The organism is Bradyrhizobium sp. NAS96.2, from assembly GCF_001908235.1.
In the GTDB taxonomy this organism is placed as follows: domain Bacteria; phylum Pseudomonadota; class Alphaproteobacteria; order Rhizobiales; family Xanthobacteraceae; genus Bradyrhizobium.
The window spans coordinates 164,438-176,719 of record NZ_LGHK01000016.1; the positions used below are offsets into that span (position 1 = coordinate 164,438).

Annotated in this window: 9 protein-coding genes; 5 read left to right on the forward strand and 4 right to left on the reverse strand. The window is 64.5% G+C overall.

Features of this window, described 5'->3' with window-relative positions; translation table 11 throughout:
- Positions 1–30: 30 nt before the first annotated feature.
- Positions 31–981, reverse strand: coding sequence for a tripartite tricarboxylate transporter substrate binding protein (locus tag AC628_RS03945; RefSeq protein WP_168193302.1), 951 nt, complete (start codon positions 979–981; stop codon positions 31–33).
- Between the two features lie 175 nt (positions 982–1,156).
- Between AC628_RS03945 and AC628_RS03950 the strand changes: the two genes are divergently transcribed.
- The 4 genes from AC628_RS03950 (at position 1,157) to dapD (ending at position 6,442) form a co-directional block, all read left to right on the forward strand.
- A complete protein-coding gene (locus tag AC628_RS03950) occupies positions 1,157–2,227 on the forward strand; it encodes an ABC transporter substrate-binding protein (RefSeq protein WP_074125432.1) in 1,071 nt (356 codons plus the stop codon).
- 122 nt (positions 2,228–2,349) lie between these two features.
- Positions 2,350–4,449: a molybdopterin oxidoreductase family protein gene (locus AC628_RS03955; RefSeq protein WP_074125433.1), complete on the forward strand. Its 2,100-nt coding sequence runs from the start codon at positions 2,350–2,352 to the stop codon at positions 4,447–4,449.
- Positions 4,450–4,526: 77 nt separating this feature from the next.
- A complete protein-coding gene (locus tag AC628_RS03960) occupies positions 4,527–5,306 on the forward strand; it encodes an enoyl-CoA hydratase/isomerase family protein (RefSeq protein WP_074125434.1) in 780 nt (259 codons plus the stop codon).
- Between the two features lie 164 nt (positions 5,307–5,470).
- On the forward strand, positions 5,471–6,442 hold the full coding sequence (dapD, locus tag AC628_RS03965) for a 2,3,4,5-tetrahydropyridine-2,6-dicarboxylate N-succinyltransferase (protein ID WP_074125435.1): 972 nt from the start codon (positions 5,471–5,473) through the stop codon (positions 6,440–6,442).
- Positions 6,443–6,614: 172 nt separating this feature from the next.
- Here the strand turns inward: dapD and AC628_RS03970 are convergent, their stop codons facing one another.
- The 3 genes from AC628_RS03970 to AC628_RS03980 form a co-directional block, all read right to left on the reverse strand.
- Positions 6,615–7,043 carry a GlcG/HbpS family heme-binding protein gene (locus AC628_RS03970; RefSeq protein ID WP_074125436.1) on the reverse strand — a complete coding sequence of 143 codons (429 nt, stop codon included), beginning with the start codon at positions 7,041–7,043 and terminating at the stop codon, positions 6,615–6,617.
- A complete protein-coding gene (locus AC628_RS03975; RefSeq protein WP_074125494.1) occupies positions 7,036–10,014 on the reverse strand; it encodes an FAD-binding and (Fe-S)-binding domain-containing protein in 2,979 nt (992 codons plus the stop codon). Before AC628_RS03975 ends, AC628_RS03970 begins: the two co-directional genes overlap by 8 nt.
- Positions 10,015–10,145: 131 nt before the next feature.
- Positions 10,146–10,898: a GntR family transcriptional regulator gene (locus AC628_RS03980; RefSeq protein ID WP_074125437.1), complete on the reverse strand. Its 753-nt coding sequence runs from the start codon at positions 10,896–10,898 to the stop codon at positions 10,146–10,148.
- Positions 10,899–11,030: 132 nt separating this feature from the next.
- Here AC628_RS03980 and AC628_RS03985 point away from each other — a divergent pair, with 132 nt between their 5' ends.
- Complete coding sequence (locus AC628_RS03985; RefSeq protein ID WP_074125438.1) at positions 11,031–12,233, forward strand: pyridoxal-phosphate-dependent aminotransferase family protein; 1,203 nt, start codon at positions 11,031–11,033, stop codon at positions 12,231–12,233.
- The last annotated feature ends 49 nt before the right edge of the window (positions 12,234–12,282 follow it).

Below are 12,282 nucleotides of genomic sequence, written 5' to 3' on the forward strand. Positions count from 1 at the left end.
TTCCATCACCACGGTCCTGCCGCCACGTGCCTATTCGGTCTTGTCCAGTCGTTTGACGACGTCCGCCCACTTCACGATATCGGCGCGCAGGAACGTGTCGAATGCTTCCGGCGTCATCGTCATCGGCACCGCGCCCTGTTCGGCCCAGAGCTTCTCGACCTCCGGCCGCCTGACCGCTGCATTCACGGCCGTGTTGAGTTTGTCGATGATCGGCTTCGGCGTACCCGCTGGCGCCATCAGCCCGAGCCAGATCGTCGCCTCATAACCGGAAACGCCCGCCTCGATGACCGTCGGAACGTCGGGCAGCACCGCGGAACGGGTCTTGCCGGTTGTGGCAAGCGCGCGGACCTGGTTTTCGGCAACATTCGGTGCCATCGCCGGCACGGCATCGATCATCATCTGGACCTGGCCACCGATGACGCCGCTGCGGGCCTCGCCGCTGTTGCGGTAGGGCACGTGCACGACGTTGATCCCGGCCATGGCTTTGAACAACTCGCCGGCCATGTGATAAGGCGTTCCCTGACCCGACGAGGCGTAGTTCAGCTTTCCGGGCTCTGCCTTTGCGAGCGCGATGAATTCCTGCAGCGTCCTTGCCGGCACGGCGGGGTGGACCACGATCACGAGATCCGATGTGTTCAGCGATGCGACCGGCACGAGGTCGCGCATCAGCTCGTATTTGCGTTGGGGCACCAGCGATTCATTCGCGGTCTGGGTGTTCGACATCATCAGCAGGGTATAGCCATCGGCCGGCGCCTTCGCGACATCGAGCGTGCCGATCACGCCGCCGGCGCCGGTGCGGTTCTCCACCACGAAGGGCTGGCCGAGACTTTCCTGCAAGATGCTGCCGATCTGCCGCGCAACGACGTCGGCCGGACCGCCGGGGCCGAAGGGAACGATGATCCTGACCGGCCGCGCGGGGTAATCCTCGGCGTCGGCATATGAGCCCGACATCGACACGGTCAGCAATGCCGCGACACACATCAAGGCGCACCGAAAGCCCGCCATTGATCGTCTCCCCCAACTTTAGTCTTCTTTCTTGATCAGAAGTCTAACTGCAACCTGAAGGCTCTGTCGACGACAGACTCCGTCTTCGCGCATCGGAATAAGAGCGGGAGGACGGTCTACTCAAACTTCGCCATCACGTGCGGGGAATCAAATGAGGAAACATCCTGGGCTATCGCGGCGCGATCTGCTGAAGGGCTCCAGCGCCGTGCTGGCGGGCGCCGCCTTTTCAACGCGCGTGATGGCTGCCGCGCCACCTGCGGAACCGGTGACGCCGGCGCTGATCGAGGCCGCGAAGAAGGAGGGACAGGTCGTCTACTACACTTCGACTGACCTGCCGGTCGCCGAGAAGCTGGCGAAGGCATTCGAAGCGAAATATGCCGGGATCACCGTGCGTGTCGAACGCACCGGCGCGGAGCGTGTGTTCCAGCGGGTCGGCCAGGAATACTCAAGCAACATTCACGCGGTCGATGTCGTCAATTCCTCCGACGCCGCGCATTTCATCGTGTGGAAGCGCGACGGCATCCTGGCGCCCTATGTCCCGGAGGAGGTCGCGAAATACTATCCGGACGAGCATCGCGATGCGGACGGACAGTTCGCCAGCTTCCGGGTCTGGCTGTCGATCATTGCCTACAACACCAATCTCGTGAAGGCCGAGGAGGCGCCGCGGAGCTTTGCCGATCTGCTCGATCCGAAATGGAAGGGCAAGATCGTGAAGGGGCATCCCGGCTATAGCGGCACCATCATGACCGCGACCTATCAGATGCAGCGCGATCTCGGCTGGAGCTTCTTCGAGCAGCTCGCCAAGCAGAACATCATGCAGGTGCAATCCTCGACCGATCCGCCGAAGAAGCTCGATCTCGGCGAGCGCGCAGTGATGGCCGACGGCAACGAGTACAACATCTTTCAGCTGAAGGAAGCCGGCCGGCCGGTCGAGCCGGTTTATGCCACCGAGGGGTCGCCGATCATTGTCGGCCCCAATGGGATATTCAAAGACTGTCCGCATCCCAGTGCGGCAAGGCTGTTTCAATCCTTCGCGCTCGGGCGCGAGGGGCAGCAACTCAATGTCGAGATCGGCGGTCTCAGGTCCGTCCACGCACAGGCCCAGGAGAAAGCCGGGCGCAAGCCGTTGAAGGACATCAAGACGATGAAGGACGATCCGGCGGCGGTAGAGCGGGAAGGCGAATCGATCAAGGCTCGCTACACCCGCATCTTCCGCGTTTGACCGACGGTTCGGGCCGAGAGCAGCTGTCTCGGCGGTTGTCGCATGGCTCATGCCCGGTTTTTGCCCGGGTTGGGTCAATAATGCCCCTCGGCGGAGGGAATATTTGATGTTACCAATTTGGCATGAACCAGCATGCCAAGGTCGACATCCGCCATTCCACCTGTCCGCACGACTGCCCCTCGGCATGTGCGCTTGACGTCGAGGTGATCGAAGGACGTTCGATCGGCAGGGTACGCGGCGCCAAACAGCAGACCTATACGGCCGGCGTGGTCTGCGCCAAGGTCGCGCGTTATGCTGAGCGGATTCATCACGCCGAGCGGCTGACGGTTCCGCTGCGCCGGACCGGGCCGAAGGGCTCGGGCCAGTTCGCACGGATTTCCTGGGACGAAGCGCTGGACGAGATCGCCGCGCGTTTCGAGGTCGCCGAGCGCGAGTTCGGCGCCGAGTCGGTCTGGCCTTATTACTACGCCGGCACCATGGGGCTCGTGATGCGCGACGGCCTCAATCGCCTGTCGCATGTGAAGAAGTATTCACGCTTCTACGGCACGATCTGCTCGACCATCGCGCGCATCGGCTTCGCCGCCGGGACCGGCAAGATCGCCGGCGTCGATCCCCGCGAGATGGGCGTTTCCGACCTCGTCGTGATCTGGGGCACCAATCCGGTGAACACCCAGGTCAACGTGATGACGCATGCGTCCCGCGCGCGGAAGGAACGTGGCGCGAAGATCGCGGCGGTCGATGTCTACAACAACGAGACCATGAAGCAGGCCGACATCAAGATCCTGCTGCGGCCGGGAACCGATGGCGCGTTCGCCTGCGCTGTGATGCACGTGCTGTTCCGCGAGGGATTTGCCGATCGCGATTACCTCGCGCGCTACACCGATTGCCCCGACGAGCTCGAGGCGCATCTGAAGACCCGCACGCCGGAATGGGCCTCGGCAATCTCGGGTGTGCCGGTCGCGGAGATCGAGGCGTTTGCGCGGCTGGTTGGACAGACCAAGCGCTCGTTCTTCCGTCTGGGCTACGGTTTCACCCGCAGCCGCAACGGCGCTGCCCAGATGCACGCTGCGTCGTGCATTCCGGCTGTCACCGGCGCCTGGCAATATGAGGGCGGTGGCGCGTTCTTCAACAATGCCGGAATCTGGCGCTTCGACGAGTCGATCATCGAGGGCCACGACGCGATCGATCCCGCGACGCGGGTGCTCGATCAGTCGAAGATCGGCCGCATCCTGACCGGCGATGCCGAGGCGCTGCGCGGCGGCGGGCCGGTCAAGGCGATGCTGATCCAGAACACCAATCCGATGACGGTGGCGCCCGAGCAGGCGCTGGTGCGCCAGGGGTTCGCGCGCGAGGATCTGTTCGTCGCGGTGCATGAGCAGTTCATGACCGAGACGGCGCAGATGGCCGATATCGTGCTGCCGGCGACGATGTTCATGGAGCACGACGACCTGTATTACGGCGGTGGCCATCAGCACATCTCGGTCGGCCCGAAGCTGATCGATCCGCCCGGCGAGTGCCGCTCGAACCACGAGGTGCTGCAGGGGCTCGGCCGCAGGCTGAATGCCGCGCATCCCGGCTTCGACATGACGCCGCGCCAGCTGATCGATGCGACGCTGAAGAAGAGCGGGCACGGCCATATCGAGGCGCTGGAGGCCGACATTTGGCGCGATCTGCAGCCCGATTTCCGCACCTCGCATTATCTCGACGGCTTTGCCCATGCCGACAAGAAGTTCCACTTCAAGGTCGATTGGGGCAAGGTGCCGGTCGGTTCAGGCGGGCTGATGGGCGCCTGGGACAAGATGCCCTCGCTGCCCGACCACTGGACGATCATCGAGGAGGCGGACGCGCAGCATCCGTTCCGGCTCGCGACGTCGCCGTCGCGCAGCTTCCTCAACACCAGCTTCAACGAAACGCCGTCGTCGCAGGCCCGCGAGGGCGCGCCGACAGTGATGATCCATCCCGACGATGCGGCTGACTTGTCGATCGCGGATGGCGACGCCGTGACGCTCGGCAACACGCGCGGTGAGACCACGTTGACCGCAAAACTGTTCGATGGCGTTCGCCGCGGCGTGCTGATTGCCGAGTCGATCCATCCGAACAAGTCGCATATCGGCGGCCGCGGCATCAACATGTTGACCGGGGCCGAAGCCGTCGCTCCGGTCGGCGGCGCTGCGTTCCACGACAACAAGGTCTGGATCAGGAAGGCGCCGGCCGCCGCATAATCCTGCTTGCAGTCGGTGCCGATCCTGCCGCAAATGTCGGCTGACAACAGCACACCGGCGGGAAAGAGGCGGGAAACATGACCGACAACAGCGTTCTTCTCGAAAAGCGCGGGCAGACCTACTGGATCACCATCAACCGCCCGGACAAGCGCAACGCGCTCAATGCCGGCGTGATCGCAGGCATTGCCAAGGGCTATCGCGAGGCGCATGACGACAAGGACGTGCGCGTCATCGTGCTGACCGGCGCAGGCGAGAAGGCGTTCTGCGCCGGTGCCGATTTGCAGAACAGCGGCGCCGCGTTCTCGATGGATTTTTCGCGGCCGAATGTCGACTACGCCGATTTGCTGCGGCTGTCGCAGAACGCGACCAAGCCCGCGATCGCGCGGGTCGGCGGCGTCTGCATGGCCGGCGGCATGGGGCTGTTGTGCATGACCGACATGGCGGTGGCCGCCGATGGCGTGATCTTCGGTCTGCCCGAGGTGAAGGTCGGCGTGTTTCCAATGCAGGTGCTGAGCCTGCTGCAATCGATCGCGCCGCCGCGCCTCGTCAACGAATGGGCGCTCACCGGCGAGCCCTTCGATGCGAAGACCGCGCAGGCCGCGGGCCTTCTCAACTATGTCGTGCCGGCGGCCGAGCTCGACGCCAAGGTCGATTGGCTGATCGGCCGCATCGTCGACAAGTCACCGACGGCGATCCGTCGCGGCAAATACGCCATGCGTGCGATCGCCTCGATGTCGTTCGACGAAAGCATCGCCTACACCGAAAGCCAGATCGCGCTGCTCGCGATGACCGAGGACGCCAAGGAAGGCCTCAAGGCCTTCGGCGAGAAGCGCAAGCCGACCTGGACCGGGCGATAGGCAGGGGTTGCACCTGCCGACAATCCCCGCTGAATCCGTAGAACAAGCCCCACTGAATCCGTAGAAAATGGCCCAAAGCGGACGTGTTTGAGCGTTCAGAAGTTGCTAATTCTACGAGAACTCGCGTATGCACAACGCGTAGGATCGTAATGTGAGAAATTCAAATGACGATGGAGCTGAGGGGCGCGAGCGGCGAGGGATTTGCGACGATTGCCGCTGACGGTCGCGTGTTGGATTCCTGGTTTCTTCGGCTGAGCCTGGTTGCGCAGCCCGGCAAGGCGGCAACGGTACGGCTGACGAGCGACGAGATCACCAGGTCGCTGGGTGAGGCGGCAGACGGATGTGCGCGACACGACGACATCCGCAATGTCGACATCGTTGCCATTCGTACGGAAATCGACTCCCTTGCATCGGCGCCGACTGATGTGTACGACGCATATCTTCGCCTCCATCTGCTGAGCCACCGGCTCGTCCAGCCGAATTGCCTGAACCTTGACGGAATATTCGGTCTGTTACCAAACGTTGCCTGGACGACGCTTGGTCCCTGCGAACCCTCTCGTGTACCGGACGCGCGACTCGGAGCGCGAAAGCGTGCTCTCGCCTTCGAGGTGACGGGCGTGGATAAGTTCCCGCGCATGACTGATTACGTGACGCCCGCGGACGTGAGAATTGCCGATGCGGATCGCGTCAGGCTCGGAGCTCACTTGGCTCCGGGCACAACCGTCATGCATGAAGGCTTTTGCAATTTCAATGCGGGCACGCTCGGTCCCTGCATGGTCGAAGGCCGGATCAGCGCTGGTGTGGTTGTGGGAAGCGGCAGCGACATTGGTGGCGGAGCGTCGATCATGGGCACTCTGTCCGGCGGAGGGAAAGAGAGGATTACAGTTGGCGAGCGCTGCCTGATCGGAGCCAACGCCGGTATCGGCATTTCGTTGGGCGATGATTGTATCGTCGAAGCGGGCTGCTATGTCACGGCAGGCGCGCGCATCCTGTTGGAGGATGGCCGAGTGCTGAAGGCTAAGGAACTCTCGGGCCAGAAGGGCCTGCTGTTTCGTCGGAACTCCCAGAGCGGCGCTCTTGAGGCAACCAGACGGACGCCGAACTGGGACGGCCTCAACGCGCAACTTCACGGCTAGGCCGTTCGATCGAAGACGTCGTCGGCGACAATCGCAGCGCGTCAGCGATACCGCCTTCTGGCCCATCGCGACAGTTGCCGCGGGCGGTCGATGTCGGGGCGAACCGGACATCGACCAAGATCTATGAGTGCGGGCCCTGGCCGCACGGGCTCGGCAGAGCAGGCTCGGCAGATCAGCCCGCGTTGGCCTTCAGGCCGGCGGCTTCGATGCCGGCCACGGCGCAGATCTCGTCATTGTCTGAGGTGTCGCCGCTGACGCCGACGGCGCCGAGCAGGGTCGAGCCGTCCATGATCAGCACGCCGCCGGGGACCGGCACCAGCCGGCCCTGCGCCAGCGTGTTCACGGAATCGATGAAGTAGGCCTGCTCCTGCGCGCGCTGAAACAGCGCCCGCGATCCCATGCCGAGCGCCAGCGCGCCGTAGGCCTTGCCGTGGGCGATCTCGGCCCGCATCAGGCTGGTACCGTCCTGTGCTGCCGTCACCTTCACCGCGCCGCGGGCGTCGAGGATGGTGACGACCAGCGGCTTCAGCTTCTTCTCGACGCCCTTGGCGAGGGCGGCATCCAGAATCTTGCGGGCGGTGTCGAGAGTGAGCTCAGCCATGGGCCTTGTCCTTTGTCGGCAATGGTTGGTCGGATTTCGATGTCGCACGTTTCAGGCTCATCGCCAATACGCTGGCGACATGCAGCGGCGCGCGCCCGCTGCCGTCCTTGATCTGGTGCCGGCAGGAGGTGCCGTCGGCCACGATCAGCGTGTCCCGATCGGCGCCGCGAACCGCAGGCAGCAGCGACAGCTCAGCCATCTCGATCGAGGCCTGATAGGTATCCGCGCCATAGCCGAACGCGCCGGCCATGCCGCAGCAACTCGACTCGATGGCCTTGACGTCGAGGCCCGGCACCAGGCGGAGCACCTTCTCCACCGGCTTGAACGCGCCGAAGGATTTTTGGTGGCAATGGCCGTGTACGACAGCCTTCGCGGCGACCGCGCCGAGCGGCAGCGCGAGGCGTCCGGCCTCGGCCTCGCGCACCAGAAACTCCTCGAACAGCAGCGCGTGCGCGCTGACGCTCTTTGCGGCGTCGTCCGAACGCAGCGACAGTAGCTCGTCGCGCATCGTCAAAAGGCAGCTCGGCTCGAGGCCGATGATCGGCACGCCGCGTGCCGCGAACGGAGAAAAGGTCGCAACCAGCCGGTCGAGCTCGGCACGGGCCTGTTCGACGAGCCCGGCCGACAGGAACGTTCGCCCGCAGCACGCCGGCCGCGCGCCGTCCGATGGCCTCGGCAGATGCACGCGATAGCCGCCCGCAACGAGCACCTTAACCGCGGCGTCGAGGTTCTCCCGCTCATAACCGCGGTTGAACGTGTCGGCGAACAGCGCCACTTCGCGTCCGTCCGCTGGACCCAGCACCTCGGCGTCGGGCCGGAAGGTGTCGCGGCGAAATTCCGGCAAGGCACGCTTGGCACTGATGCCGGCGATTTTCTCGAACAGCGCGCGCAGCAGCGGGCTGCTGTTGCGCCAGTTCGCAAGCGGGGCGAAGCGCGAGGCGAGATCGAGGTAGCGCGGCAGATAGCCGACCAGCCGGTCGCGCAGCGACAGGCCGCGGGTTGCGGCGCGCGCGGCCAGCACCTCGATCTTCATCTTGGCCATGTCGACGCCGGTCGGGCATTCATGGCGGCAGGCCTTGCAGGACACGCAGAGCTTCAGCGTGTCCATCATCTCGTCGGAGGAGAGGGCGTCCGGCCCGAGCTGGCCGGAGATCGCGAGCCGCAGCGTATTGGCGCGGCCGCGGGTGACGTCCTTCTCGTTGCGCGTCGCACGATAGGAAGGGCACATCACGCCGCCTTCAAGCTTGCGGCAAGCGCCGTTGTTGTTGCACATCTCGACCGCGCCCTGGAAACCGCCGCCGGCGCCGGGATAGGCCGACCAGTCGAGCACGGTCTTCAATTCGCCGACGCGGTAATCCGGCGAAAAACGGAACAGCGAGCGATCGTCCATCCTGGGGGGATCGACGATCTTGCCCGGGTTGAGCGTGTTGCCGGGGTCGAAGCGCTGCTTGACCTCGCGGAAATCGGCAACGATGCGGGCACCGAACATGGTCTCGTGGAATTCCGAGCGCACCAGGCCGTCACCATGCTCACCGGAATGCGAGCCCTTGTATTCGCGCACCATCGCGAAGGCTTCCTCGGCAATGGCGCGCATTGCCTTGACGTCCTTCTCGAGCTTGAGATTGAGCACCGGCCGCACATGCAGGCAGCCTTCGGAGGCGTGCGCATACATCGTGCCGCGCGTGCCGTGCTTGGCAAACACGGCGTTGAGCCGTTCGGTGTAGTCGGCGAGGTGCGGCAACGGCACCGCGCAATCCTCGACGAACGAGACCGGCTTGCCCTCCTGCTTCATCGACATCATGACGTTGAGGCCGGCGGCGCGGAAATCGGCGATGCCGGTCTGTAGCGCGGGCTCGACGATCTCGACCACACCACCCCATTTGCGCTGCGGCTTGTCCCAGCCGAAGCCGAGGTCGCCCATCAGCGCGCCGAGCTGCCTGAGGCGGGCGAGATTGTCGGCCTGGTCTTCTTCCGCGAACTCGACCACCAGGATCGCGTCGGGATCGCCGCGCACCGCAGCGGAGATGATCGGCTGGAACATCGCGATCTCGCGGCCCAGCGCGATCATGGTGCGATCGACCAGCTCCACGGCAATGGGCCGCAGCTTCACCAGATGCTGGGCCGCGTCCATCGCCTCGTAGAAGCTGCCGAAATGGCAGACGCCGAGCGCCTTGTTGCGGATCACAGGCCACAGCTTGAGCTCGACCTGCGTCGTGAAGGCGAGCGTCCCCTCGGAGCCGACCAAAAGGTGCGCCATGTTGTTCGGCGCGTTGCGCGGCACCAGCGCGTCGAGGTTATAGCCGCCGACGCGGCGCTGCACCTTGGGGAATTTGTCCGCGATCTCGAGCGCCTCGCGCTCGCCGAGATCGAGCATGTCGCGGAACAGCTTCAACCCGCTGTCGGACGCATTGACCCGCGTCAGGTCGCGCGGCACCTCGCCGAAATGCAGCAGCGTGCCGTCGGCGAGCGCAGCATCCATCGCCAGCGTGTTGTCGCGCATGGTGCCGTAGCGCAGCGAGCGGCCGCCGCAGGAATTGTTGCCGGCCATGCCGCCGATCGTGGCGCGCGAGGCGGTCGAGACGTCAACCGGAAACCACAGCCCGTGCTTCCTGAGCTGCCGGTTGAGGTCGTCGAGCACGATGCCGGGCTCGACCACGCACGTGCGAGCCTCGACATCGAGCGAGATGATCCGGTTCAGATGCTTGGATAGGTCGACCACGATGCCGTCATTGACGGTCTGGCCGCATTGCGAGGTGCCGCCGCCGCGCGGAGTGACAATGCGCCCGGCGTTGCGGACGATCGCCAGCGTACGCAGCGCCTCGTTGACGGTGCGGGGCACCACCACGCCGGCCGGCATGATCTGGTAGAACGAGGCGTCGGTCGCGTAGCGGCCGCGGTTGAAGGCATCAAAAAACACTTCGCCGGTCAGGTCAGACCGCAGGCGCTGTTCGAGCGATGAGGCGTTCTTCATCCCAGATCCGATGTGATCCATGACGCAACCGAGGCCTGCTCACGGATTATGCATTCTCTCGATTTGAGAATTACATTATGAATTCAAAATGAGCAAGGATCGCGATCCAATCGCAACCCTTGGCTCACCCTTTAGTCGCCCTGGGGCGTCGTTTCCAGATCGGCGTCCTGGGCTTCCGCGAGGTGATCGATCGCGGCGGATCGCTTGTTGCGCAGGTGCTGGAACAGGATGTCGCTGAGCTCGCTTGCTGCTCGCCGCCGCAGCGCATCGAGGATTGCCTCGTGCTCGCGCATCGCCTCGGCCCAGCGCTGCCGCTTGCGGGCGAAATTGGCGGAATAGCGCACGCGGCGAATCCGGCCAGCGAAGTTGGCGTAGGTCGTCTTCAGCGTCTCGTTGCGTGCGGCCGCGACGATGCTCTCGTGGATCTGCTGATTGCTCTGGAAATAGCCGTGCATGTCGCGGTGCAGATAATGACCATACATCTCGTAGTGCAGCCGCTCGATACCAGCGATTTCCTCGTCGGTGATGGCCTCGCACGCCAGCCGTCCGGCCAGGCTCTCCAGCCCGGCCATGACGTCGAATAGTTCCTCGAGGTCGCGCTGGCTGAGCTGGCGCACCCGCGCGCCTCGATTGGGCAGCAGCTCGATCAGGCCTTCGGCGGCCAGCACCTTGAGCGCCTCGCGCAGCGGCGTCCTGGAGATCCCCAGCATCTCGCAGAGCTGGCGTTCCGGAACGCGGGCGCCCTCGGGAATGTTGCCTTCGACCACATAGTCGCGCAGCCGCAGCAGGATCTCGCCGTGCAGCGAGGCCTCCTGGCGGTCGCCGCCATTGCCGATGGCGGGCGGGGTGATCGGAACCCCGGTTTCGGGAATCGCAGATTTCATATTCTGAACAATAATTTGCCGGCGCGGTCGCGTCGACGCCCTCAATCGAATACCAAAATTGGATTGAAAATACAAAAAATGAATGCAAAATGACTTCGCGAAAGGTCGAAATCCGGCGATTGGGAGGTTCTGATGCATCAAGGGCGCCATTTTCTGCAGATTCCAGGGCCGAGCCCGGTCCCGGATCGCATTCTTCGCGCGATGGACATGCCGGTCATCGACCACCGCAGCGCGGAGTTTGCCGCGCTTGGCCGGACGGTGCTTGAGGGCAGCGCCAGGATTTTCCAGACCAAAGGCCCGGTGGTGATCTTCCCGTCGTCGGGGACCGGCGCCTGGGAAGCCGCGATCGTCAACACGCTGTCGCCCGGCGACAAGGTCCTGATGGTCGAGACCGGCCACTTCGCCACCCTGTGGCGGCAACTGGCCGGCCGTTTCGGCATCGAGGTCGACTTCATTGCCGGTGACTGGCGCCGCGGCGCCGACCCCGCCCTGATCGAGGCCAGGCTTGCCGCCGACACCGCGCACAGCATCAAGGCGGTGATGGTCGTCCACAATGAAACCTCGACCGGCGCGACCAGCCGGATCGCCGACATCCGTGCCGCCATCGACCGCGCCGCGCATCCGGCGCTGCTGATGGTCGATACCATTTCCTCGCTCGGCTCGGTCGACTATCGGCACGACGAATGGAAGGTCGACGTCAGCGTCAGCTGCTCGCAGAAGGGTTTCATGCTGCCGCCCGGCCTCGGCTTCAACGCCATCTCGGAAAAGGCCCGCGCCGCGTCGCGCAGCAACAAGATGCCGCGCTCCTATTTCGATTGGGAGGAGATGCTGAAGCCGAACGCCAACGGCTTCTTCCCCTATACGCCGGCAACGAACCTGCTCTACGGGCTGCGCGAGGCCATCGCGATGTTGCTGGAGGAGGGGCTCGACAACGTGTTCGCGCGCCATCAGCGGCTGGCCGCCGCGACGCGTGCCGCCGTCAATCATTGGGGGCTCGAGGTGCTGTGCCAGGAGCCCTCGGAGTTCTCGCCGGTGCTGACCGCGGTGTTGATGCCGCCCGGCCATGATGCCGATGCGTTCCGCAAGGTCGTGCTGGACAATTTCAACATGTCGCTCGGCTCCGGCCTGTCGAAGGTCGCCGGCAAGGTGTTTCGCATCGGTCATCTCGGCGAGTGCAACGAGCTGACGCTGCTTGGCGCGCTCACGGGCGTCGAGATGGGGCTGTCGGTCGCCGGTGTGCCGTATCGCGCGGGCGGCGTCGCGGTGGCGATGAAGCTGCTCGAGCAGCGCGACCAGCGCAATGCGTCGTCGCATCTGAAGGTGGTCGGCACCTAGCGGATCGCGATCGCCAACGATTTAAGAAAAATCGCGGATCAGGGAGGGG

What these genes read in the sequence shown, in the direction of transcription:
- AC628_RS03945 (WP_168193302.1), bottom strand. Translation starts at nt 981, where the DNA reads ATGTGTGTCGCGGCATTGCTGACCGTGTCGATGTCGGGCTCATATGCC.
- AC628_RS03950 (WP_074125432.1), top strand. Translation starts at nt 1,157, where the DNA reads ATGAGGAAACATCCTGGGCTATCGCGGCGCGATCTGCTGAAGGGCTCC.
- AC628_RS03955 (WP_074125433.1), top strand. Translation starts at nt 2,350, where the DNA reads ATGAACCAGCATGCCAAGGTCGACATCCGCCATTCCACCTGTCCGCAC.
- AC628_RS03960 (WP_074125434.1), top strand. Translation starts at nt 4,527, where the DNA reads ATGACCGACAACAGCGTTCTTCTCGAAAAGCGCGGGCAGACCTACTGG.
- dapD (WP_074125435.1), top strand. Translation starts at nt 5,471, where the DNA reads ATGACGATGGAGCTGAGGGGCGCGAGCGGCGAGGGATTTGCGACGATT.
- AC628_RS03970 (WP_074125436.1), bottom strand. Translation starts at nt 7,043, where the DNA reads ATGGCTGAGCTCACTCTCGACACCGCCCGCAAGATTCTGGATGCCGCC.
- AC628_RS03975 (WP_074125494.1), bottom strand. Translation starts at nt 10,014, where the DNA reads ATGAAGAACGCCTCATCGCTCGAACAGCGCCTGCGGTCTGACCTGACC.
- AC628_RS03980 (WP_074125437.1), bottom strand. Translation starts at nt 10,898, where the DNA reads ATGAAATCTGCGATTCCCGAAACCGGGGTTCCGATCACCCCGCCCGCC.
- AC628_RS03985 (WP_074125438.1), top strand. Translation starts at nt 11,031, where the DNA reads ATGCATCAAGGGCGCCATTTTCTGCAGATTCCAGGGCCGAGCCCGGTC.